Consider the following 23,651-nt stretch of genomic DNA (forward strand, 5'->3'; position numbering starts at 1 on the left):
GAGGATATGGCAAATTGTGCAAAAATTATAAACAATTCACTATTCAATTGTGACAACAAGGCCACAGGAGGATTAGAACAAACAATAAAGCTGATTAACAGGGATGATATTTTAGCAAATCTATCGGATTTTACTATCCAAAGAGCTTTGGTACCAGCGTGTCAACATTCTATTACAGCTTATGCGGGAGACCCTACAACATTAAAGGCCGTAACCTTTGAAGGGATTCCCTCTAAACAGCTTCTTTCAGCTGCTTATAACCTGACTATTGGAGATTACGCTGATTTATTCACCCACACTGTTAACTTATTCAGTCAAGGAATGACCATTGACACTGTGTGTAACCTGAAAGCGTTAGCGGTTGGGGCTGAAGTAGTGGCAATTGTTCATCAGAGAGATAAGGGAACCGATAATAAGGATGCGTTTTGGGTGTACGGCTTTGACAACGGGTTAAAAATTGGTGAATTCACGTGGAATTCTAACGAAAATAACGGTAATTCTATTATTCCATTAGCTTCAAGAGAACCTAATCTGGAAAAGGACCCACCATTAAGGCTACTACTAACGGATTATACAACCACATTAGCATTCTTCAACTCCCTGGGAAACTAAATGGGGGTGGGGACACTCCCTTCTTCAATTACACTTTTGATTACCTATTAAGTTAGTCATGGATAGATTAGAATTAATAAATAAAGGAGCGGATGCGGTTAGGAACACACCGCTCCTTTTTAATGCTTACAAACAATTTCTCATTGAAGACTGGGGCGAATTACCGCAAGGCTGTTTTGGGTGTCAGTTCAATAACCATTTCAGTCAATGGAGAAATCAAGTTTTAAACAATAACATTATTCCTATGGAAAAGAAAGCAGAAAATAACAATAAAACATATGTTCTAAAAGATCGTGGAACATTAAAGTACCTATACGGTGACGTATGGTCGAGCAATTCATCTGATGAAGATTGGATTCGGTATTTAGAATTAAAACCAGATGCGAAAGATCTTTTTTATGTACTGCCTGTGTCGTTAGAAAAAACAACAGAGGATGCGATTATTGAGGATGATTATAAAAAAAAAGAGCTGAACGAATTGCCAATGACAGAAGGTGTTGTGGTTGATGAAGTGGTTGAGGTTGAAAAACCTAAAAGAAGAAGAAAAAAACAAAACTAATGCAGAAAGCAGAAGATAATTTAGCAAAGTTTACAGCAAAATTTGTTGAGATTTATAATCGATTAATCCCGCAACGTAAAGAGTGTGATTATGATATATATCTTAATGATGTAGATAACCTGTACCCTGATAGGTTAGAGGCTATCGAGCGTAATTCGGTTACTGCCATTAGCTGTTCAAATAAGCTAGGTAATTTCATCTTCGGCAAAGGTTTTGAGAAAAATTTCGCAGCAGAAATTAACACTAGAAATAAAAAAACAATAACTTTAAATAGGTGTTTATTAGACGTTGTTTCCTCTTTAAAAACACATAAGGCTGTATATATACATCTAAACTATGATATTGAGGGAAAAGTAAATTACTTCGATGTACTTGAGTATAAAAAATGCCGTAAAGTTAAAGAAGACGATTACGGGAATGAGGGTATTATTGTTTATAAAGATTGGTCTAAAGTAGAAAAAAGATTTAGTTTTTTCTCTGAAAGGAAGAATAAAAAAAGTAAATGGTTTTATCCTTATAATCCTGGAAGCATTAAAAATCAAAGGGAAAAAGACAGCCCAAAAAGTAATATTAAAGATCAGATAAGTAATTACCGTGGACAGGTATTGTATTATTCTTTAGACGATAAAAATAAGCAGTATTCTCATGGTTGGCTCAATGCCCAGGGTATGAATGACGCTGATTCTGAATTTAGAATGAGTTTGTATCACAACAATAATATTCGATTAGGGTTCATTGATAAGACTATTCTAATTACCAACGGATTAGATGCTGATTCAGAAGAGCAATTCCAAAAAGATTTTTACGGGTGGTTAGGAACTGAGAACGCAGGGGGTGTTTATCATATTAATACACCATATCAGGTTGAAAATATTAAAAGCACCATAGCTATTGAAACTGTTAAGTCGTCTTATGATCCCAAAAAATTCAAAGAGGTTTTAGAAGATATTAAGGACAATATTAGAAGTTGCTATCTTCAGATACCTAAGATTTTAATTAATGATAAAGATGGGGGTATTTTTGGCAATTCCGGAGAGGCTATAAAGCAAGCAACCAAAGTTTATAATTCTGAAACAGCATTTATCAGATATGAATTAGAAGATCTATTTAAAAAGATTTTCAATGCTGAATTTAAGATCATTCCAATTATCGAAGAAGAAGTTTCTAGTGATGTAGGAGAGGAATTAAGACTTAAATCACAAGCTGAATTAAAAGGATCAGTAGGAGGAGTGTCAGCTCTTATTGAGTTACAGAAAAGCGTTAGCGAAGGATATACAGAAAGAGAATCAGCAATTGAGATCATTAAAGAAATTTATGGAATTAATGCCGATTTAGCTGAAAAAATGATAGGACAACCTAAAGAAAATACCGATGATAACATGCAGCCTGGAGGATAATTTAATCCAAAAATCAGATTTTGAATGTATTGGACAAGTTGCAAAACATTGCAATTGGGAGCAGCTATGTGTATTCATTCGTGAGCAAACAAACCTGTGGCTAATTCCTAAAATAGGCTACTGCTTGGTTAGCAAAATATCTGCAAATCCGGGAAATGAATTGATAAAAAAAATATGGTGTGGCTCTGAATATGTATGCTCAGGAAAACAAATGATTCATTTCGGTTTAAAACGAGTGCTGATACATGCAAGTTATGCCGCTTACATATTCAGACATGGGTACATTGATACTGCAGTAGGAGTAGTTCAGAAAATTAATCAAGATAGCGTACCTACACCAATTAACGAACTTAAATCCATCATGAATGAACATTATCGAAATGCGGATATATACCTTGAAATGGTAAAAGATTATTTGTGTACGATAAAAGATGAAGAACTAATAAATGACTGCATTCACTTTGAATGTAAAAATTGTGGTTGCGGATCACAGAGTGTAAATAATGATATTCAAAACAGAAACCCTATCGGGAAAAATATAACGAAGTGGAATTATGGCGATAGATAAAAAACCGATACAAGACATGCCAAATAAGGCATTTGGAGACAAGCATTTTGCTTCCGAATTTAATACTGTAAAAAAGTCGTTGCTTGAAATAATTGATGGATTGAATGCTGTTCCAGCAATGGTTGAATCAGATTTTAAGGGTATACTTTCACCTTCAGATCCTGAGCCAACAGAGGACGGGACTTATAAGCCTTCTGTTTCATCAGCTGATCCAGGCACAAACTATCCAAATGCAGGAAATTTAAAAGCGAGGGATAGATACAGTACTTTATTCTATAAAAAAGGCTCTGTATGGACAAAGTCAGAAGATCGACTTCCAGACCTATCCTTAAATAGTACATTCAAGAACTATATTAATCCACCATTAGAAGTTGGAGCAATAGCATTGACTGGTTCGCCGGGTGTCCCTACAGGATCAACAACAAGAGGTAGAACAATTTCATATTTAGATATAAATTACGCTTCGCAATTGGAATTAATCGGAGATATGTTGTTTCAAAACATATTTTATTACGATGTAAATAATGCCTATTTAGGCACGCAGATTATTAATGGGAAAGTGTTTGTACCTACGATTCCCGGAAATGCGGTTAAATTTAAATTTTCATTGTATCATACTACTAACACACAAACTGTAACACAGGCGGAGTTAGATGCATTAAAAATTAATTGCTATTCTGCAGTAGATACGACATTTAAAACAGTTGTTGACAATTCAAACAATTCAGTAAAGGTTACTAACGATTATAATTCACTGATTATTAATTTAGGAGACGGAATTTATAAAGAACTTGGGGGAATAGATGTTGGAACGGGTGGGGATTCTCCAAATGATATAAGAATCCGTACTGAAAAAATATCAGTATTAAATGGAGCGCATTCTTTAACTCAGGATGCAGGATATGTTATTTCCCGTGTTTTTTATTATAAAGATGGAGTTTATACTGGAACATATGGCACATCACCTGATTTTACAATTAATACATCAACAGCAAACCAAATTAGGCTAGTTTGGTCAAAAACGAATGCTACAACCATAATAACTCAGGCGGAAGTAGATGCATTCAAATATACACTTCAAAACAAAACTGTAAGTAAGTTTGAACAGCAACAGGCTATTATTAAGAAGAATGCTTCCAAGGTTGTTTCATGGTTTACAAACAAAAAAATGTCTAGTATTGGAGATTCCATCACTTACGGGTATATTCCAAGAAATTATACGGGTTATCCGGGACAATTGGATTCTTATGCCAAGCAGGCAGCAGCTCTTCTTGGTATGACATGGGAAAATAAAGGTATTTCAGGCAGTACATTAGGGGAGGTTACAGCAGGAGATACAATTACACGTGATCCAATGGTTGACCGTTTCTCTTCAATGGCTTCTGATGCTAAAGTCGTAACCTTTATGGGAGGCACAAATGACCTTCGTAATATTTCAAATCTTGGGGTTATGACAGATAGGGTTAAAACAACATATTACGGAGCCCTGCATGTTTTAATTCAAGGTCTTTTAAATAAATATGTTTACAGTCAAAATCTGGCTCTTGCAAAGGATATTTTAATAGTTGGAATTACACCAATACGTATTTATCCAGATTCTACATATAATGGGCTTAAAATGTCAAATTATGTAGCAGCTATGAAAGAAGTTTGCGCATACTATTCAATCCCATGTTTTGATGCTTACAATTTAAGTGGCCTAACGCCTGAAGAATTTAGAACTCTTCAGGGAACCGAAACAGGGTATACGGACATGTATAATCCGTTGATAACTGATGGGGTTCATCCGACAAAAGAAGGTCATGCTATATGGTCAAGAATATTTGCCGGATGGTTGAAAACTTTAGTCGCATAAATTTAATTCATAAATGAAATGGGAAATCCAATAGTAAATTTTATCGTAAAAAATCTAATTTCGATTCATTCGGGACCGGTATATAGTAAAATATTTTCATCCTTAAAGCTTGCAGCAGTTCCGGCTGTTGGATTGTCTCTTTCTGAAAGATTTGCAGGGTGGTATGTAGATGCTCAGTTTTTTATTATTCTTTTAACTGGAGGGTTATTAGGTGATTTGATTATTGGTATTATAAAGCATTTGAAATTACACAGTTTTTCATTTAAAAAAATGCTGTTAGGTTTCACTTTAAAAATGGCAATAATAACAATAGCCTATTTTTTTACAGAGGCTATTCTACAGATAATTTCAGAAGGGGAAATGGATAGTATATATTTCAAAGTAATATCCAAGTTGGCAATATTTTTATTTCCTGCCGGAAACGCGGCAATTAATATGGGCATTATTACTAATGGTAAATTTCCACCATTAGGTTTTTTAATGAAGTTTGAGAAATTCAATAAAACACTTGATGTCAATGTATTTAAACAAAAGGAAGATGAAAGCAAGAATACTGATAATAATACTCCTGAGTAGTTTACTACTTGCATGTAGGACCAAGCATAAAACGTCTTTCTATTCCAAGGAAGGACGAACGGAGATTGAGCGATTAAAACTGGATTCAGTGAAAGAAAAGACGGTAAAGGAGTCGACAAAGAAAGTTTCTGATCAGACAGTAAAAAAGCAGATTCAAGATTTTTCCGGGGACATTGTTATAAAAGGAAAATCAGACACTTTAAACCCACTGATCTTTCACAATGTTGTCTCCGGAGATACCTTGCAAAGTATAGTTATTCGTGGAACCGCTGATTACTACATAAACAATAGCTACCGAAAATCAACAGAGAACAAAAAAGAATCTTCCAGTGAGGAAAAAACAAACATTATTCAGGATCTGGCCAAAACTGCGGTTTCTAAAGAAACTATAAAAAAAGTAGCTTCTGAAGTAGAGAAGAAAACCAATGACATAAAATCAAAAGGTTTTCAGACCGGAATGTGGATTGTCCTGGCTGTTTTTGGAGTCGTGGCAATTATAATATTTGGAATTTATAAATATGTAAAAAGAAAGTAATGGAAAACTTCGGGCTTATAATGATTTTAGCGGGTACTAATTTTGGGCTCGTTGCGATCTTAAACGAATTGATTCGTATTAGAAAGAATTTGGAGAACAAAAAAAATGAACAAGATGAACAGGAAAATATTTTTTGACGAGTACAGAAAAACTTTAGACCCTGATAAATCTATCAGCAGCCAAGAAGTCAAGGACATTGATTTGTTTTTGTCGTTTTATGAAAGAGATATTGCAATGTTTTCAGTCCCACAATGGGCATATATATTCGCAACTGTATACCACGAGACTGGAGCTACATTTCATCCAGTAAGAGAGGCGCCAAAGGCTTCAGAGGATTGGAGAAAAAGAAACTTAAGATATTACCCATATTACGGCCGTGGGTACGTCCAGATAACCTGGCAGACAAATTATGCTGCATATTCTAAAAAGCTTGATGTTGATTTGGTAAACAACCCAGACAAAACTATGATTCCGGAAGTGTCTTGGTATATTTTAGTTGATGGATTTAGAAACGGTGTTTTCACCGGAAAAAAGATTTTTGATTATATCAACAACAAAGAAAATGATTATAAAAACGCCAGAAGATGTATTAACGGAACCGATCGGATGGATCTGATCGCAAATTATGCTAAAGAGTTTGAAAGGATTCTTTTAGTGGCGAAATAAGCTGAAGTACTACAATACCGTTTTTAAATAGGAAAGCCTCCAATTAAGGAGGGCGATTTTATTTTTCTTTTATTCCATGCCAAATACCTTCTCTGTAATCGTGATAAAAATGATCAGAGGTTTCAAATAATTCATGTATTTCGCAATTAAATACTTCCGTCATTTTAACCAGTTTATCAAATGTTGGTTTACGGCTACCATTTCTATAGTTAGTTATTTGTTGATCACTTACATTTAAAAGTTCAGCCAGTCTAACATTAGAGATGTTTTTCTTTATCTGCAATTCCGCAATAAGCAATTTCATATAGATGATTATGAGAACAAATATAACAAATAGTTGTAATATTTGAGTATAACAATTTGTTGTATACAACAAATTGTTGTATTTTTGATATAATAATCAAAAGTAAATATGAGAAATATTCTAATTTCATTTTCCGGAGGTAGAACCTCTGCGTTTATGGCAAAATTTTGCAAAGAGTACTATAGCAATGATAATTTACTATTTGTTTTTGCTAATACGGGTAAAGAGAGGGAGGAAACTTTAGACTTCGTGGATAAATGCGACAAAGAATTTAAGTTAAATGTTGTATGGCTAGAGGCTGACGTGCAAGCTGAAAAAGGTGTAGGTACAAGATATAAAATTGTTGACTACTGTGCCGCTTCCAGAGAAGGAGAACCTTTTGAAGAGGTGATTAAAAAATACGGACTTCCATCTAAACTGTATCGACATTGCACAAGAGAATTGAAAGAGGTGCCAATTCATAAGTTTGCTAAAGAATATTTTAAAGGTGAAAAATATTATACTGCTTTGGGAATACGATCAGATGAGCCAAAACGGTTAAATTATAATGATCCTTTAAAAATTTATCCATTAGCGGAAATTAATATTTCAGAAGAATTCATTCGCGAATGGTGGTCAAGGCAACCGTTTGATTTAGAATTGAAAGACTACGAAGGCAACTGTGATGATTGTTTTCTAAAATCTTTGAGAAAAAAAATGACAATTGCTACTGAATGCCCAACAAGGCCATTATGGTGGATTTCAATGGAAAAAAATTACGGTACAGAAAGGCAGCCAAAGTTTGATGTTCGAAATAATTTATCATATGAAGAAATATCTGACCTTGCTATGAAGCCATTTAGCAAAGTTGTTGATAAAAAAGAAGAGCGAGATCAGATACCTAAGCTATTTGAATTGAATTTAGATATTGAATTTAGTTGCTACTGTGGAAATTAAAATAAATTCCCCACTGTTAGGTGGGGATTTTTTTAAGGTAGTTTGTACAATTCTGTATAATGACAATTCTGACAAATATAAACATCAAAAGTTTGTACTTCATCAATCTTGACCTCTGTCATTCCGTTTTGTCCTCTTATTCCTCTTGGCATTACTGCGTTTCCTTCTACTTTAATCATTGGATGATTTTGGTTACCATTTACAGTCTTTCCTTCACTAATACATACTACTTTACCTTGTTCGTTTTTAGGCATGATTTATTGTTTTTGATTGTTAAGCAGCCAATATACAAAGAACTTAAACTCAATCATTACGGTTTCCCGTAGAGTTATTACTACAGCCTCACCGTATATTTACGGAGTTATTTAGAAGATATGTACAGAAAGGTTTTTTAGCCTCATACGAGAGGTTTTTTTGTGACAATAAAAACTCTCCTTTTTAGGGGAGAGTGAATTGTACATAGGAGGTTGCACAACTATTATGGTTCAACAAATTTCAAGTTTACAAATAGAAAATTTTATGATTAAGGTTATAAACTATAATTATTTTAAATATACTCACTAGGTAATGAATAAAATTGTATATTTGTACTTCTTAGTAAAATATCGTTGTGATATTAGACCTCCTTTAGACCTGGGAGGTTTTTTATTTCTTGACATTGCTTAAGTAGTTGAGTTTTGTAAAGCCGATGTCGTTTTGCAATTTTAATATAAACTGCTTGCATTCATAAATAGATTCAGTATACAAAGGAATTAGCTTTTCAAGCTCTTCTCCAAGCAATTCGTTGTCATAAATCTTGTGAAATGAAGCTAAGAGTACGTCAATATCGCTCTTTGTATTTGGACTTGTAAATATAGCGTGTTCTGCAATTGCATTTTTAAAGTCTACGTAAATATGATAGAATTTGTCGCTTTCTTGCTTTCTGTAATATTCCGATCTTACTTGTTCCAAACCTCGCATGCTTTCTGTAACAATCTTTGCCAGCAACGTGTATACTTTCACTTTAGCGGAAAAGAGCTCGTCTCTCATTTTTTGCTCCTTGTTAAAGTTAGCTGTAAACCATGGAGTTAAAAACATAGCTATCAGTGCAACAATTGGAGTGGAGGCTTTAAGTATTTCTATTAGATCTTTAGGATCAGTTGTAAGCATGGTTAAAGTATTTAGTTTTAGATAGGGTTTTCGTTTTTATAGTCTTCTATTTGCTTTTTAGTAATCTTTTCTTTTTTTGCCTCATTTTTCAAAGCCTCTTCGATTACTTGCGCTTGTGAGTGGTCGCGTTTTTTGCAGATTATTTCAAGTATAGCCTTAGTGTCGGCATTCATTCTTATGTTCTGCTGTTTCTTTGCCATGTTCCTTATTTGCAACAAATATAGTGAAAATATGTATATCAAAATAATTTACAATTTTAACATTATATAATTGTTTTGTATATTAAAATGATATACATTTGCAAAAGAAACATAAACCAAATAGTCATGAAACTGATCCCTCTTTCCGATTTTGTTCTAGAACAAGATAAAATTACAAGCAAAAGGCCATTGCGAGGTATATATACATACAAAGCAATCAGATCATATGATAAAATAGTGGGCTATGCAAATTTTTTAAAGCAATCGGTTCATGAAGGAATGTTTATACCGATTGATGAACAAGGGAACATAATTTCAAGACCTAATTTGGAAGGTGGATATACATCGTTTGGTTATTCGTCCGAAGCATTCGAGGTTATAACTAAGTACAAAAAAGCCGAAAAGAAAGTCTTTTTCAAAGGAATATGCAAAACAGGAATGTTTGATAAGCCTATTTCTGAAATGATAGTTGAAGACTTGGTCAAGTTTGAATTTGAACTAACCCCTTCCGCTTTAGAGGCTATAGGGATAAAAGAGTAGAGTATGAAAACCAGATCAAGTGTTAAAAATCAAAATGCATTATATAGATACTTAACCGGAAATAGGCCAGAAGTTTATAATGCTTTCCTACAGCAAAAAAGCAATTCAATTTCAGAAGATAAGTCATTCGATATTTGTGTGAATAAATTCGATTCAATAGAAGAAGCAATTAAAACAAGAGATTTATCACTAGGAAGGTTTCTCAGAATAATGTTAGATCCTAAATATAAAGCAACAGTAGAAGAATTTTATGTCGTTAAAGAAGCATTTATAGATGCTGTTGAATATTTAGAAACAACGGAGTAGTCTCCACAAAATATAAGAATATGGAAATAAAATTTACGAAATTAGAATTGGAAAGATTCAAAGAAAGAGATATTCTTATGAATTTAGCTAGAGGGATAGAAGACAAATACTACAAAGCCGTTGAAAAAAGAGTTATAAAAGCATTGAAGCTTTGTAAATGTATTGAGGACATAGAGCGTATTAAAAATTCATTGCGACCTTATCCGGATTGTGCGACTAAAGTATTTTTATTTAGAGCAATAATATTAAGAGAAGAAAGAATTAAATCTGGAATTTAAATTTCATCGTATATAAAAATACAACTCATTAATTGAGTTTGCATGGTTATTAGTTTTTATCCTCGGAGAGATCCGGGGATTTTTTTGTGGATAACTTTTTTAATGCGTCAAGTTCTGACGTATAAAGGGTTTTGCTTTGTTGTCTTGAAATTGATACAAAATATATCAAAATATATTTCTATAATGTATTAAAAAGTATCAAATTTGTTTTATGGAAATCCGAGGAACAATAAAATCAAAACACGTAGATCATGTTAGACTTATCACATCAGATAAGAAACAGGAGATCGATGTCTTCTACACAGAAAGCAAGAAGTTTGATATTGAAGAGCTTAGTGAAAGAGAGCTGGTTGTTTTCCAAGTTACAGCCGAGTCTGTAGATTATTACGGGCTAAAATTGGCTAAACACTGGCTGATTCATATTCTTTTTCCGCAAAAGAAATTTGTGTATAAGGGAAAGAAGCAAAAAGGCGATAGTGAAAACAATGGTCAAGGCTGGGCAGAGAGACGTGTTAAATAATTGCATAATATTTGTATTTTAGGTTAAAAATATTAATCATGTGCAATAGAGTAGATAATGCAGGGCTTTCGATTGAGGAAGTTTCAGCGAACCTCGCTGCGGAAATAGTTGAGGGTAATTACATTCTTAAACCGGAAGTAAACGCTTTCGATGTCCCAGCTATGCCAATAGTTTTAGATCACCACGGCCGGAAGATCACGCATGGAACATGGAGACTTTACAAAGACTACGATCCTAAAAAGGCAACAAAGGGAATAAACTTGACCGCTGAAAAAACTCACACATTTTATAGAAAGTTTGAGCATAATAGAGCTGTAGTTCCGGTTACTGGCTTCTATGATTGGATGCATTTAAATAATCCCGGAAGAAAAACACCCATCACCGTAAAGCACCGTATGAACTGGAAAGATCAAGATCATTTCTTTATTGCTGCATTTTATGATGTATGGGATAACGGAGAGATCGGCTTTGGTCTTGTTACTACCGTTGCAAATGAATTGATGTCAGTTGTTCACAATTCAAAACAAAGAATGCCTATTTGCATGGACGTTGGAACCGCAAACAGGTTTTTGAACGACGAGCCGATTGAAAGCTTCGAGTTTCCGGCTTATGATCCAGCACTGGTTGCAGTAAACCTGGAACCACAAAAGATGCCTAAACAAGATCCACCAATCCAAGCATCACTATTTTAGTCATGGAAGATCACAAGTACATATTAGAAATTCTCGCAAATTATATTGAGGACGATCCGGATGATCTCGTAAACTTCTACGACGATGCTATGAATTTAATTCGTGGAGCTGCAGCAGATAAAAACATTGAGTTTGATGGTTACTTCAGGGAACGTTGGGAAATGTCAGCAGATACAATATTTGAATTTGATGAAGATTATTTTGAGGACGAAGACCGACGGGATTTGTATGTATTCCTGTCAGCATTAGTTGATGAAGAAATTTTCGCATACCTGCATTACGTATGGCACCATGTATTCCACGAAGAATTAACTGAGGATATTATAGAAAGAAGAATTTTGGAACTAAAAGAAAAAGGCGTATCGTTTTAGACACACCTTAATTTTAATATTCTTCAAGTTTTATTTTACTTGCTTCCTCAAATCTAATTGAGTTTATATAATTAGCGTATAGCTCGGTTATCTTTTCATCTGAATGTCCGAATATTTCCGATATTGTTTTAAGGTCCATACCTGCTTTTAATTTGTCATTCGCGCCTTTATGCTTGAAAGAATAGCATTTTACGTTTATTCCTAATCCATCAATTACATATTCTTTCCACTTCCTTGTGGCAGTATCCCTTTTTATTGAGTATGGATTAGGACAGAAGTAGTCATGTTTGAAAAATCTACATCCGTAAGGCTTTGGTCTTCCAATGAGATAATAGTCTTTATTGCTCAGGTCCATTTTTTTAAGCATAGATAATACAGGCTCAAAAATAGGAACATATCTGTATGAATTATCTTTTGAATCTTCAGATGCAATTCTAATTACTTTATGTTCAATGTTTATATCACCACATTTCAGCAATAGTATTTCCTTTGGTCTTATTCCCAAATAGTACTCAATGCTATAGAAAACATAATAATTGTAATCTATATTAAATAAGTGTTTGGAAATTATTTTATGTTGTTTATCAGTAGCCAGTATATATCCTTCTGTTTTTTCCTCTTTCTTTGGCCTAATATCCCGCACAACATTGAATTTTATATATTCCCATTCCACAAGCTCTGAAAACAATGATTTAATGTATCCCAGATTCTTATTATATTCTTTCCCAGTCCAGTTTCTTTCTTGCTGAATATCGTCCATTATCGATTTTACGTGATACCTTTCTACGTCTGAAATATTAACATTTGTAAATTTTAATTTGACTGCAGCAGATTTAAAAAAGTTAACAGCACAGTTATAATTTCCGTGAGAGTCTTTCGAAAGATCAGGTTTCTTTTTTTTCAGGGCGAAATCCAAAGCATCACATATCTTGATTACTTCAGCTTTCTTTTTTAGTGCCGGATTTAATTCGATTCCGGATTTTAATTTTAATTCAAGCGTTGATTTTAGAATTTCAGCAGCAAACATACGTTCACTATAATCATTTGATGAATTAAGGCCTTTTGAAATTTTCTTGATGATTTTTTGTGTCTCTGTATTGTAAACATAGACATACCAACGGTACTTCATATCCGTTGATGAAGAGATTCGGACTTCTAAATTTTTCATTTCACAAATATTTTGATTTGTGAACACTTGAGGGAGTATGAGAAAAATTTACTTATTTTTACTAAAAGTGTTATCTATAGCTTGTAAAACACTGATAAATAACACTTTATAAAAATTGCAGAAAGGAAGGGATTCGAACCCTCGATACAGTTACCCGTATACTACCTTTCCAGGGTAGCTCCTTCAACCACTCGGACACCTTTCTTTTTGAGATTGCAAAAATAGTGTATTTTCTGGAATATCCAAATTATTCTTACAAATTAATCTGTAATTTCGCCGCAAAGGCTTCTGGTGAAGTTATCTGCGAAGCTTCCGGAGTAGCTTGGATTGTCAATAAGGTGCATTGCTTTTGTAATCGCTGTTTCTGCAGTCATATCTCTTCCGCTGATGGCTCCGATTCTTGAGAAAATATTGCTGTTCTCATACTTTCCGAATGAGATACCTCCTGAAATACACTGGCTTACCACTACAATTTCAGTTCCGTTATTCCTGATTTCCTGAAGGGTTTCCTGCGTTTTGGCACTGCTGAAAATCGTTCCCGAACCGAAAACCTGAAGAATCAGTACCTTCATTTTAGGGATTTCCCTGAAATGGCTCAGATGCATACCCGGGAAAATTCTCCAGAATAAAATATCTTCAGAAATATGTTCATCCACATGAAATTCTACAGCAGGATCACAGCGGAACAAGTTGTCTTTAATAATATTCAGATGAACTCCGGACTGCCCAAGAATCGGGTAATTCGGACTTGCATACGCATCAAAATATTCTGCAGAATATTTCAATGTTCTGTTTCCTCTTAATAATTTATACTCAAAGTAAATGGCCACCTCCTGAATAACTGCTTCATCATTTTCATATAGACTGGCATAGTAAAGGCTGGTCAGAAGATTTTCCTTGGCATCCGTTCTCAGATCACCAATCGGAAGCTGGGAACCTGTCATAATCACCGGTTTTTTTAATCCTTTCAGCATGAAACTCAGTGCTGAAGCGGTGTAGGACATCGTGTCTGTACCATGAAGGATCAGAAAGCCGTCATAATCATTATAGTTTTTGTGGATATAATTGGCAATCACTCTCCATTCTTCAGGTCCCATATCCGAAGAGTCCAGCGGTTTGGCAAAAGGATGAACAAAAACTTCGCATTCCATAAGCCTCATTTCAGGCATCTTTTCGAATATATTTCCAAAATCAAAGGCACGGAGACTTCCGGTTTCGTAATCTTTTTCCATTCCGATGGTTCCACCGGTATAGATGAGCAGGACTTTTCGCTTCATGTATCAATTTAATTAAGAATTGGGCCCCGATTAGGGTTCATAGGCCAAAATTACGTTAATTTGCAAAGATTTGAAAATGAATGAAACGCTTATCATGAAATTTTATAAAAATAAAATGAAAATTGTAGTGGTTTCATAGGGCTATTGAAAAAAATAACTAAATGCAGATGAATGATTTATCGCAAACTTATGAATATTTAAAGCAGTTTTTAACAGAAGAAAGACTGTCGAAAATTGAACATTTCTCACAGGAAAGTTCAGATTTTGTTCTTCCGGTTGTAGAAGATGTCTATCAGTTCAGAAATGCAGCTGCAATCGTACGTTCTGTGGAGGCCTGTGGTTTCCATAAAGTAGTGGCTTTGCAGGAAGAATACAGTTTCGAACCCAATCTTCGGGTAACAAAAGGGGCAGACACATGGGTTGAGGTAGAAAAACTTCCCCGGAATATGGAGTCTTTTCAGAATATTAAAGACAGAGGATATAAAATTGTGGCTGTTTCACTGGAAAACAATGCTAAAATGCTGCCTGAATATGAAGTAACTGAACCTATTGCTTTAGTTTTCGGAACTGAAATGGAGGGTGTTTCCCAGGAAATTTTAGATTTTGCCGACGAGACACTGGCTATTCCCATGTATGGCTTTACAAGAAGTTTCAACGTTTCTGTGGCAGCTTCAATCTGTATGTATGAATTGAAACAGAAGCTTATAAAATCTGATATTGATTATAAATTAAATGAAGAAAAGCTTTTAAGGATGAAAATCCTTTGGGCTGTCAATTCAATCAGAAGCGGTCAGCAGATTTTCGAAAAATATCTGAGAGAAAATAATATTGACTGGAGATAGTCAATCTGAAATAAAAAAGAGAAGGTTGCCCAGCCTTCTCTTCATATTTATATCATCTTATAATAATTCCATGCTGCTACGAAAACGCCTGCTGTCTCCGTTCTCAGTCGTTGGTTTCCGAGGGATACGGCTCTTACCTTATTTTCTGCTAAAAATGCAATCTCCTTTTCAGAAAAATCGCCTTCAGGACCTATTAAAAATGTAAGCTGTTCCAGCTGAGGGATATCTTTAAGACCCATTCTTTCTAAATTTTCATGGCAGTGTGCTACAAATGTATGCTCCGGATCAATGTTTTTGAGAAAATCCTGAATTTTAGTTAAATCATTGATAACCGGAAAATGAAATCTCAAACTTTGCTTTGATGCGGCAACAGCCTGTTTCCTGATTTTATCAATATTGACATTCTTACGTTCTGTTTTCTCAGTCTGCAGAATTGTAATCTCAGAAATACCCATTTCCACAGCTTTTTCCACAAAAAATTCAATCCTGTCAATGTTCTTGGTGGGGGCAATGGCAATATGAAGCCCGGGATTGAATTCAGGCAGATTTTCTTTGATCTCAGAAATTTCAATACCAGCTTTCTTCCCTTCTATAATGAGCTTTCCGGAAGCTAATTTTCCCTTGCCATCTGTCACATGCATGTCTTCTCCATCTTTCATTCGAAGAACTTTCACGATATGCTGCTGCTCTTCATCGTTGATTGTTACTTTATTTCCGTTGATTTCTCCGTAGAATAGTTTCATCTTATTTTTTTTAAGAGCCACGAAGTGGCGCAATACTTAGCAAAGACTGCAGGTCTTTGTTTTGAATTAAGTTGTTTACCTGAGCTCTGAAAGAGCGGAATATTAATCCCAGACATATCTTTCATCAAATTCCATTTCATAATTTCTGAGAAATATTAAAAACTCTTCCTTAAAATTTTTAATTGTATGATGTTCCTTTTGATTGCTGATGTATTCAGTTACAGTGTCTATTTCTTTTGGATTAACTGAAAAACTCCCATAGCCATTCTGCCAATAAAAATGCGAATATTTTTTGTCTTTAGTTTTAATCCATTTTGAAGAATGAGATTTCAAACTTTCCAAAAGCTTTATGAGAGTCACTTTTTTTGATAAAAGACAAAGGATGTGAACATGGTCTTTATAGCCTCCGATTTTTACGGGATTACACTCCATATTTTTAAAGATCCCTGCCAGATATGAAAATAATTCTTCCTGTATTTCTTCATCAATGATTGGTTCTCTGTTTTTAGTAGAGAATACAATATGAATATAATTTTTAACAAGAGACTGTCCCATTTTTATCTCGCTACTTCGTAGCTATTTACTATTAGCCTATTTATCTCAAAGGTTTAAACCTTTGCTTTTTTACGTCACCACTTCGTGGCTCCGCATTCTTATAAATCATATTTTGCCGTTGCCGTTGTTCTGAGATCTGTAAACTCTCCTCTTTCAAATTTCAGCTTTGCTACCATAGCAATCATGGCTGCATTATCTGTAGTATACTCAAACTTTGGAATATAGATATTCCAGTCCAGTTTTTCTCTGTTTATCTCCATAGCTTTTCTCAGGGCAGAATTGGCAGAAACACCTCCTGCGATGGCTACTTCATTCACATTAAGATCTTTGGCAGCTTTCTCAAGCTTATTCATCAGAATCTCAATAATGGATTTCTGAACGGAAGCACAGAGATCGTTAAGATTTTCCTTGATAAAATCAGGATTTTTTCTGACTTCTTTCTGGATGAAATATAACACGGAAGTTTTAATTCCGCTGAAAGAATAATCATAGTTCTCCAGTTTAGGTTTGTTGAATTTAAAAGCATCAGGATTTCCTTCCTTGGCCAATCTGTCAATGATAGGTCCGGCAGGGTAGTCAAGGTCAAAGATTTTTCCTATTTTATCAAAAGCTTCTCCTGCGGCATCATCAATGGTCTTTCCGATAATTTCCATATCGAAATAGTCTTTTACGAGCACAATCATAGTGTGTCCGCCACTTACCGTAAGACATAAAAAAGGAAAGGCAGGCGGCACAGGATTTGCATCTTCGATGAAATGGGCCAGAATGTGGGCTTGAAGGTGATTTACTTCAATTAACGGAACGTTAAGGCTCATAGCCAGAGACTTAGCAAATGATGTTCCTACCAGAAGAGATCCTAAAAGTCCGGGTCCGCGTGTAAATCCTATAGCTGAGATAGCATTTTGTTGTATATTTGCTTTGGAAAAAGATTTTTCAACAACGGGGATAATATTTTGCTGATGGGCCCGTGAAGCCAATTCAGGCACAACACCACCATATTCTTTGTGGATGGCCTGGTTCGCGGCAATGTTTGAAAGAATAGAATTTCCCTTGATGATAGCTGCTGAGGTGTCGTCGCAGGACGATTCAATACCTAAAATTATAGAGTCGCTCATAATAATGGCAAAGTTAGAGAATAATAACGAGAATGAGAATAAAAAATCAGTAGCTGAAAACCTAGGTAATCAGGTACAAAAAACTGTCGAAAATGTAGAGGAAAAAGTTCGGGAGACAGTGAAAGAAGCATCTGAACTGGCTTCAGATGCCATACACCATCCTGTGGAAACAGCTGAAGAATTTGGGAAGCAGGCTGTAAAAGATGTTACCAGCTATACCTGGTGGGCAAAACTTCTCTTGATTCTCTTCTGGCTCGGAATTGTGCTTGTTGGGGGAGTGCTTATTGCCATTAATCTTCCCGTGACAAAGCAATGGGCAGCCGATCAGGCACTGAAGCTTGTTAATAACGATTTTAAATCTGATTTTTCTACGGAAAGTGTAGATGTAAATTACTTTGGAGACGTAACCATAAAAGGCTTAAAAGTAAAAGATTATAAAGGCTTTAATTTTATTACTGCCCGCGAGTTCCGTGCAGATTCAGACTGGATGTCTCTTGCAGTAAATGCTATTTCCGGAAACAGCAATTCCTTAAGTTTCAATTCTCTTGCTCTTGTTAATGCTGAAGTGAAGGTCATTACCTATAAAGGTGACAGCATCTCTAATTTTGTGAGGTTTGTTGAGCTTTTTGATAACGGGAAGAAAAGGGACCCGAAAAAACCTCCTTTTCAGCTGAATTCCAGAATACAGATTATTGATTCCAAAGTTTCCATTGTCAATCAAAATTCTCCCGGCGAACAGGGAAAATGGCTTACGGCAACACAATTCAATTTAAAAGCTCCCAATGTAAAAGTTAACGGCCCGAATGTTTCGGCACTGATCAATAATATGTCGTTTGTAACTTCAAGATGGGGGAAAGCTCATCTTGTAGATACGTTTTCAACAGAGCTGTCGTTAACGAAACAGTTTCTGTCACTAAAAGATCTTACCCTGAATACAGATCATACCTTGCTTCAGGGAGATATTAAATTCAATCTTCATGACGGTTCATGGGCCGATTTTGCCGATAAGGTACGATGGGATATGAATATCAAGCAGGGAAGCCAGTTAAGCGGCTATGACATCAGCTATTTTGTAACAAACTGGGATAATATCAAGCCGTTCAATCTTTCAGGAACAATGACCGGTCCTTTGAACAAGTTTCATCTGGAAAACTTCCTGATCAGAAATCCTGATGTGAATATTGCCACTAAAACAATGAAGGTTGATCATCTGCTGAAAGGGCATTTTGCTATCGAAACGAAAGACCTTTCCACAGATTTTACTTACAAGGATTTAAAAGCAATGATGCCTTCATTTATTTCCAAAAAGATGAAGAATTTTGCTGATGATTTCGGGAAATTAAAGTACAACGGAACAGCAAAAGTGAACCCGGATCAGATCTATGTGGATAACGGAAACCTGATGACGGGAATAGGGCAGGCGAAGATTTCCAAGCTTACTCTGACAGGTTACAGCACAGCTATGCCAAAATATTCCGGGTATCTTGATGTGAAAGATCTTAACACCTCTGTGATCACGAAGAATAAAACAGTGGGTTTGATTTCCGGTAAATTTGATCTTAACGGACAAAGCTTTGATGTCAATACCATGCGTCTGACTACAAAATCTCAGATTGCAAGTGTTGAAATTATGGATAAAACGATCAACAACCTTTATCTGGACGGGCTGTTGGATCATAAAAAATATAACGGATTAATCACCGTTAATGATGAGCAGGCAAAAGCTACAATCAAAGGATTGATAGACTTCAGTACTTCAAGAGTTGCCATGGATGTCAATGCTGATGTCACATACCTGAACATGAACTACTTTACCAATAAACCTGGTACTCAGGTGGTAAGCGGACAGGTTGAAGGTAAAATGGCTATGTCTTCCATTAATGACCTTACTTTGGATGTGAATGCCAATAATCTTCATTTTGCAACTGCTACCCAAAAATATAATATTCCGAATGCCAGGTTAAAAACCTTTATTGAAGCTGGATCCCGTGTAATAGATGTAGACGCTCCGGGAGCTGCTACAGGTAAAATTTCGGGGAGATACAGCCTGGCAGATCTTGCCGGAATGGTAGAAAACGGATTAGGAAAAATACTGGTAGGGCCGCCACCAAGGAAATTATACCGCGGACAGAATTTCGCCCTTAAGTTTGATGTTCAGCAAGGATTGGTCAATTACTTCCTGCCTGATCTCAGGCTGCCTCAGGGAGCTGTTGTAGAAGGGGAATATGATGGAAATTCCAATAATCTTATCCTGAATCTTGATGCAGCCTCTTTAAAATATATCATGACAAAGGAGGAAGAAATTACAGATGCTGATAAAGCGCTGGCAACTTCCAACCCTGATTATAAAGTCAATGACAGGAAAAATATCAGCAGAGACAGTGCATTGGTGGATAGTGTTAAAGTGAGAATTAACACAGCAGACCTTAATCAGCAATTGTATGCCAAGATCAATAGAGTAGTCTATAATAAAAATGTAATCAGGGACTTTGAGCTTAAAGGAAATAATGAAAACGGAAATACGCTTCATTTAGCAACTGTATTCAAACATGGAAGTCCGGATGATGAACTGAATGAAAAGCTTAAAGAATATGCTATTAATGTGGATCAGTCTACAGATGCAGCGGGTGATTATGTGTTCAGGTTTGAGCCTACGGAAGTGAAATTCAATGAAGTTACATGGGCTATAGATACAAGTCCGGAACTGAATCATTCTATTACTTACAGAAGGAAAACCGGTGATTTTGATATCAGGAACCTGAGGGTATATTCCGATAAAAGTGCTTTGTTTATTAAAGAAGCACAGTTTAAATCAGCTAAAGATTTTTATGTAGATGCAGATATCAATGATTTTGCTGTAGAAAAACTGCTGGAAATGCAGTCCGGAGGGAATACGATGGATATCAAAGGTCTTGCCAACGGAAGTGTGAAGATCAAAATGGATAAAAGTACCCTTCAGCCGCTGGTAGACCTTAATATTGATGATATTAAGATGAATGGCAATGATATGGGAGATATCTCTATTTCTGCCACCAATGGCTTTTCATTGAATGTTTATGATATCGATGTGAAAGTTCACTCCGCAGGAGTACTTGGAAACAACAGCCTTAATCTGACAGGAACCGTTAATAATAATACATCTTCTCCGATTATTGATCTTACTGCAGAAATGCGTGATTTTGACCTTTCATTTACGCAGCAGTTTGTACAGACCGTTTTTGGAAACCTTCGTGGAAAGGCTACAGGGGATCTTAAAATCAATGGAAAACTTAATGACCTTGACTATAGCGGGGATATTGCTTTAAAAGATTTTGGATTAAAACTTTTGTTTACGGGAGTAGATTATTCATTTGATGATACTGTAATCCAGCTGTCCAGAGGACTTGCCATTCTCAACAATATTGAAGTGCATGATGGAAGAACCAATTCCAAAGGAAATGTTTCGGGGGCGATTCAGTTTGAAACCCTTTCTTCCATGGGGGTGTCACTCGTAATGAGGGCAGACAATCTGTTGATGCTGAATACGACACAGAAAGATTTTGACCTGTTCTGGGGAAGAGTTTACGGGCAGGGAGACCTGTACGTGGACGGCCCGGTTTCGGGATTAAGTATAACAACTCCTAATATGAAGGCACTTAACGGAAGTACCTTTACCTTTAATTCCAGTTCTACTTCCAATGTAGAAGAATTCAAAATGCTGCGCTTCCTGAAGGAAGGAAAAGATGGTCTGATTACCCTGGAAGAAAAGAAAAAAACAGGAGCCAATATGAATATTGATTTTAATCTGGCTGTTGATAAGGGAACCACTGTAAATGTACTGGTAGGAGATGATGTAGGGAATATTACCGTAAAAGGATCTGCAGATCCGTTGAGGTTCCACATGAACAGACAGGGAAATATTGCAATGAGCGGTACCTATAAAGTAGATAACGGAACATTTGTCTCTAAGGCTATCCTTAATAAAACATTCCAGATAGAAAGAAACAGCAGCATCAGATGGGATGGTGATGCAATGAAACCTACATTGGATATTAATGCCAATTACATAAGAATGGTTTCCAATGCCGGGGAATACCTGAGTATGGGAAAACTGCAGCCTATCAGTATATTGCTTCAGGCTCACATTACCCAGTCTTTGGTAGATCCTAAGATTGATCTGAATGTGACGGCCATGGACGTATCCAGCCAGGTAAGAGAAACCCTTGCAGCAAAAATGAGCCAGGAAGGAGAGAAAGTTCTTCAGTTCGGATCTGTATTGCTGTTGAGCACCTTTAACGTATCCAATACAGGTGGATTCGATGTGAATGTAGGAAATGTAGCGGAATCCTCAGGATATAACATGCTGCTGAAACAGTTGGGATCTGTACTTAATACGATGAGTAACGAATTCCAGATTGACCTTAATTATGTAAAAGGAGACCAGAATTCAAATTTCGGGGACAGAGCCAATGCCGGGGTAAGTGTAGCCGTTTCCCCAAGAGTCAATATCAAGACAGGGCTGGGGATTCCATTATCAAAAACAGATGGTGCACAAAACAATTATCTTTCCACGGAAGGGTCAGTAGAATATGATTTATCTAAAAAGAATGACGGATCACTGGTGATACGTGCGTATTCCAAGCCTACAAACATCGGAATGGTGAGTACAAACGGTTCTGCTAATCAGGCCTATGGAGGAGGGGTAGTGTGGAGTAAAAGCTTCAATTCTTTGTTTAAAAAGAAGAAAAAAGACAAAAAAACTTCGGAGGCAAAAGGTGAAATAAAAACAGATTCTATAAAATCGCAAGGTAAATAATTAGAATATTTTAATGATTTTTATCATCTGTGTTAATTATTGTTAATATTTGATATATATTTTTTAGTTAAATTATTTTTCGTAAATTTGCAAAAAATACATAGATTTTTTAAAGAAATTGTAATTTAACTAATATGAACTATCAACTGGACGAAATAGACAAGAAGATTCTTGATTTCTTAGTAGAAAACACAAGAATGCCTTTTACTGAAATTGCAAAGCAGATGGATGTTTCTGCTGGAACAATTCACGTAAGAGTGAAAAAGATGGAAGATGCAGGTATTATTTTGGGATCATCTCTTAACATCGATTATGGTAAGCTGGATTATCACTTTACAGCTTTCATAGGTATCCTTTTGACAAAATCAAACCGTACTCAGGAAGTATTGAAAGAATTGTCAACTATTCCTAACGTAATCGAGGCTAGCGTTATTTCCGGAAAATATAATATTTTCTGTAAAGTAAGAGCTAAGAACACTGATGATGCTAAAAGAATTATTTACCAGATCGATGACATTCAGGATGTAATGAGAACTGAAAGTATGATCTCTATGGAGGAATTCTTAAGTGACAAAAACAGACTGATTAACGCAATCTCTGTGTAAGTCAAATTTTAAACGAATAATTATAAAAGAACTTATGAAATCTCTCATAAGTTCTTTATTTTTGTAGATATGGAAGAATACAGCTATTTTGACGAAGACCCGAAGAAAGGATGGGGATTCATACTGGCATTTGCCGCCTTGATGTTGTTTACCGTAATGGGGCTTGGAATAGATGTGGATGAATATCTGCAGCATGAATACCTGCAGATTCCTAGGTGGTACTTCTATGTGATCTTTTCTATTGATGTACTGATGATGATCGGGCTGCTGCTGATGTTCTTTTACAGGAAGATTGGGATCTTTATGTTCCCGGCTTTACTGGTGCTGCATTTCTTTATGCACAATTATTATCTGTCTACATTCCTGTATACGGATGTTACCAATCTTTTCCTGTTCACAGGGTTCGGAATGCTTGCCATTATCCCGAAATGGAAGTTTTTTAAATAAGACTTAATCAATTGCAATAAAATAATAAACCGCTTTTAAA

General features: G+C 35.6%; 28 protein-coding genes and 1 tRNA gene. 19 read left to right on the plus strand and 10 right to left on the minus strand.

What is annotated here, in order from left to right; translation table 11 throughout:
- Nucleotides 1-6 precede the first annotated feature (6 nt).
- From ACR1PO_RS15775 to ACR1PO_RS15810, 8 genes are all read left to right on the plus strand, one after another.
- On the plus strand, nucleotides 7-612 hold the full coding sequence (locus ACR1PO_RS15775; RefSeq protein ID WP_433987377.1) for a hypothetical protein: 606 nt from the start codon (nucleotides 7-9) through the stop codon (nucleotides 610-612).
- Nucleotides 613-670: 58 nt separating this feature from the next.
- Nucleotides 671-1,171 (plus strand): hypothetical protein, encoded by a 501-nt coding sequence (locus ACR1PO_RS15780; RefSeq protein ID WP_433987378.1) that lies wholly within the window; start codon nucleotides 671-673, stop codon nucleotides 1,169-1,171.
- Nucleotides 1,171-2,568, plus strand: coding sequence for a hypothetical protein (locus ACR1PO_RS15785; protein WP_433987379.1), 1,398 nt, complete (start codon nucleotides 1,171-1,173; stop codon nucleotides 2,566-2,568). The genes ACR1PO_RS15780 and ACR1PO_RS15785 overlap by 1 nt, the downstream gene beginning before the upstream one ends.
- Nucleotides 2,543-3,136: a DUF6712 family protein gene (locus ACR1PO_RS15790; RefSeq protein ID WP_433987380.1), complete on the plus strand. Its 594-nt coding sequence runs from the start codon at nucleotides 2,543-2,545 to the stop codon at nucleotides 3,134-3,136. Before ACR1PO_RS15785 ends, ACR1PO_RS15790 begins: the two co-directional genes overlap by 26 nt.
- The gene (locus tag ACR1PO_RS15795; RefSeq protein ID WP_433987381.1) at nucleotides 3,123-4,991 is read left to right on the plus strand and encodes an SGNH/GDSL hydrolase family protein; all 1,869 of its coding nucleotides are present in this window, start codon (nucleotides 3,123-3,125) and stop codon (nucleotides 4,989-4,991) included. Before ACR1PO_RS15790 ends, ACR1PO_RS15795 begins: the two co-directional genes overlap by 14 nt.
- A gap of 18 nt (nucleotides 4,992-5,009) precedes the next feature.
- A complete protein-coding gene (locus ACR1PO_RS15800) occupies nucleotides 5,010-5,567 on the plus strand; it encodes a hypothetical protein (RefSeq protein ID WP_433987382.1) in 558 nt (185 codons plus the stop codon).
- On the plus strand, nucleotides 5,530-6,102 hold the full coding sequence (locus ACR1PO_RS15805; RefSeq protein ID WP_433987383.1) for a hypothetical protein: 573 nt from the start codon (nucleotides 5,530-5,532) through the stop codon (nucleotides 6,100-6,102). Before ACR1PO_RS15800 ends, ACR1PO_RS15805 begins: the two co-directional genes overlap by 38 nt.
- 114 nt (nucleotides 6,103-6,216) lie before the next feature.
- Nucleotides 6,217-6,768, plus strand: coding sequence for a glycoside hydrolase family 19 protein (locus tag ACR1PO_RS15810; protein ID WP_433987384.1), 552 nt, complete (start codon nucleotides 6,217-6,219; stop codon nucleotides 6,766-6,768).
- Between the two features lie 58 nt (nucleotides 6,769-6,826).
- Here ACR1PO_RS15810 and ACR1PO_RS15815 read toward each other — a convergent pair whose 3' ends face one another.
- Entirely contained in the window at nucleotides 6,827-7,072 is a 246-nt protein-coding gene (locus ACR1PO_RS15815) for a helix-turn-helix transcriptional regulator (RefSeq protein ID WP_433987385.1), read from the minus strand.
- 108 nt (nucleotides 7,073-7,180) lie between these two features.
- Between ACR1PO_RS15815 and ACR1PO_RS15820 the strand changes: the two genes are divergently transcribed.
- Nucleotides 7,181-8,008, plus strand: coding sequence for a phosphoadenosine phosphosulfate reductase domain-containing protein (locus tag ACR1PO_RS15820; RefSeq protein WP_433987386.1), 828 nt, complete (start codon nucleotides 7,181-7,183; stop codon nucleotides 8,006-8,008).
- Nucleotides 8,009-8,040: 32 nt separating this feature from the next.
- Here the strand turns inward: ACR1PO_RS15820 and ACR1PO_RS15825 are convergent, their stop codons facing one another.
- The 3 genes from ACR1PO_RS15825 to ACR1PO_RS15835 form a co-directional block, all read right to left on the minus strand.
- Complete coding sequence (locus tag ACR1PO_RS15825; protein WP_433987387.1) at nucleotides 8,041-8,262, minus strand: zinc ribbon domain-containing protein; 222 nt, start codon at nucleotides 8,260-8,262, stop codon at nucleotides 8,041-8,043.
- 391 nt (nucleotides 8,263-8,653) lie between these two features.
- Complete coding sequence (locus ACR1PO_RS15830; RefSeq protein ID WP_433987388.1) at nucleotides 8,654-9,157, minus strand: hypothetical protein; 504 nt, start codon at nucleotides 9,155-9,157, stop codon at nucleotides 8,654-8,656.
- A 17-nt stretch (nucleotides 9,158-9,174) separates the two neighbouring features.
- Nucleotides 9,175-9,357, minus strand: a complete 183-nt coding sequence (locus ACR1PO_RS15835) for a hypothetical protein (RefSeq protein ID WP_433987389.1) — start codon at nucleotides 9,355-9,357, stop codon at nucleotides 9,175-9,177.
- Nucleotides 9,358-9,483: 126 nt separating this feature from the next.
- Between ACR1PO_RS15835 and ACR1PO_RS15840 the strand changes: the two genes are divergently transcribed.
- From ACR1PO_RS15840 to ACR1PO_RS15865, 6 genes are all read left to right on the plus strand, one after another.
- Nucleotides 9,484-9,897 (plus strand): hypothetical protein, encoded by a 414-nt coding sequence (locus tag ACR1PO_RS15840; protein ID WP_433987390.1) that lies wholly within the window; start codon nucleotides 9,484-9,486, stop codon nucleotides 9,895-9,897.
- A gap of 3 nt (nucleotides 9,898-9,900) precedes the next feature.
- Complete coding sequence (locus ACR1PO_RS15845) at nucleotides 9,901-10,203, plus strand: hypothetical protein (protein WP_433987391.1); 303 nt, start codon at nucleotides 9,901-9,903, stop codon at nucleotides 10,201-10,203.
- A 20-nt stretch (nucleotides 10,204-10,223) separates the two neighbouring features.
- The gene (locus tag ACR1PO_RS15850) at nucleotides 10,224-10,481 is read left to right on the plus strand and encodes a hypothetical protein (protein WP_433987392.1); all 258 of its coding nucleotides are present in this window, start codon (nucleotides 10,224-10,226) and stop codon (nucleotides 10,479-10,481) included.
- Nucleotides 10,482-10,692: 211 nt separating this feature from the next.
- Nucleotides 10,693-11,001, plus strand: coding sequence for a hypothetical protein (locus ACR1PO_RS15855; RefSeq protein WP_433987393.1), 309 nt, complete (start codon nucleotides 10,693-10,695; stop codon nucleotides 10,999-11,001).
- A 38-nt stretch (nucleotides 11,002-11,039) separates the two neighbouring features.
- Nucleotides 11,040-11,693, plus strand: a complete 654-nt coding sequence (locus tag ACR1PO_RS15860; RefSeq protein ID WP_433987394.1) for an SOS response-associated peptidase family protein — start codon at nucleotides 11,040-11,042, stop codon at nucleotides 11,691-11,693.
- A 2-nt stretch (nucleotides 11,694-11,695) separates the two neighbouring features.
- Entirely contained in the window at nucleotides 11,696-12,064 is a 369-nt protein-coding gene (locus ACR1PO_RS15865; protein ID WP_433987395.1) for a hypothetical protein, read from the plus strand.
- 13 nt (nucleotides 12,065-12,077) lie between these two features.
- Here the strand turns inward: ACR1PO_RS15865 and ACR1PO_RS15870 are convergent, their stop codons facing one another.
- From ACR1PO_RS15870 to ACR1PO_RS15880, 3 genes are all read right to left on the minus strand, one after another.
- Nucleotides 12,078-13,232, minus strand: coding sequence for a tyrosine-type recombinase/integrase (locus ACR1PO_RS15870; protein ID WP_433987396.1), 1,155 nt, complete (start codon nucleotides 13,230-13,232; stop codon nucleotides 12,078-12,080).
- 118 nt (nucleotides 13,233-13,350) lie between these two features.
- A tRNA-Ser gene (locus ACR1PO_RS15875) sits at nucleotides 13,351-13,437 on the minus strand.
- Between the two features lie 55 nt (nucleotides 13,438-13,492).
- A complete protein-coding gene (locus ACR1PO_RS15880) occupies nucleotides 13,493-14,509 on the minus strand; it encodes an asparaginase (RefSeq protein ID WP_332386178.1) in 1,017 nt (338 codons plus the stop codon).
- Between the two features lie 167 nt (nucleotides 14,510-14,676).
- On the opposite strand from ACR1PO_RS15880, the gene ACR1PO_RS15885 reads away from it, so the two are divergent.
- A complete protein-coding gene (locus ACR1PO_RS15885) occupies nucleotides 14,677-15,351 on the plus strand; it encodes a TrmH family RNA methyltransferase (protein WP_433987397.1) in 675 nt (224 codons plus the stop codon).
- A gap of 47 nt (nucleotides 15,352-15,398) precedes the next feature.
- On the opposite strand, the gene ACR1PO_RS15890 is transcribed toward ACR1PO_RS15885, so the two are convergent.
- The 3 genes from ACR1PO_RS15890 to tsaD form a co-directional block, all read right to left on the minus strand.
- Nucleotides 15,399-16,094, minus strand: coding sequence for an RsmE family RNA methyltransferase (locus ACR1PO_RS15890; protein ID WP_433987398.1), 696 nt, complete (start codon nucleotides 16,092-16,094; stop codon nucleotides 15,399-15,401).
- 102 nt (nucleotides 16,095-16,196) lie between these two features.
- A complete protein-coding gene (tnpA, locus tag ACR1PO_RS15895; RefSeq protein WP_433987399.1) occupies nucleotides 16,197-16,649 on the minus strand; it encodes an IS200/IS605 family transposase in 453 nt (150 codons plus the stop codon).
- A 98-nt stretch (nucleotides 16,650-16,747) separates the two neighbouring features.
- The gene (gene tsaD / locus ACR1PO_RS15900; RefSeq protein ID WP_332386175.1) at nucleotides 16,748-17,764 is read right to left on the minus strand and encodes a tRNA (adenosine(37)-N6)-threonylcarbamoyltransferase complex transferase subunit TsaD; all 1,017 of its coding nucleotides are present in this window, start codon (nucleotides 17,762-17,764) and stop codon (nucleotides 16,748-16,750) included.
- A gap of 4 nt (nucleotides 17,765-17,768) precedes the next feature.
- Here tsaD and ACR1PO_RS15905 point away from each other — a divergent pair, with 4 nt between their 5' ends.
- From ACR1PO_RS15905 to ACR1PO_RS15915, 3 genes are all read left to right on the plus strand, one after another.
- Nucleotides 17,769-22,559, plus strand: a complete 4,791-nt coding sequence (locus ACR1PO_RS15905) for a translocation/assembly module TamB domain-containing protein (protein ID WP_433987400.1) — start codon at nucleotides 17,769-17,771, stop codon at nucleotides 22,557-22,559.
- A 134-nt stretch (nucleotides 22,560-22,693) separates the two neighbouring features.
- The gene (locus ACR1PO_RS15910; protein WP_002984446.1) at nucleotides 22,694-23,164 is read left to right on the plus strand and encodes an Lrp/AsnC family transcriptional regulator; all 471 of its coding nucleotides are present in this window, start codon (nucleotides 22,694-22,696) and stop codon (nucleotides 23,162-23,164) included.
- A 69-nt stretch (nucleotides 23,165-23,233) separates the two neighbouring features.
- Nucleotides 23,234-23,611: a hypothetical protein gene (locus ACR1PO_RS15915; protein ID WP_433987401.1), complete on the plus strand. Its 378-nt coding sequence runs from the start codon at nucleotides 23,234-23,236 to the stop codon at nucleotides 23,609-23,611.
- Nucleotides 23,612-23,651: the final 40 nt, after the last annotated feature.

Source organism: Chryseobacterium amylolyticum (genome assembly GCF_051011775.1).
Lineage (GTDB): Bacteria > Bacteroidota > Bacteroidia > Flavobacteriales > Weeksellaceae > Chryseobacterium.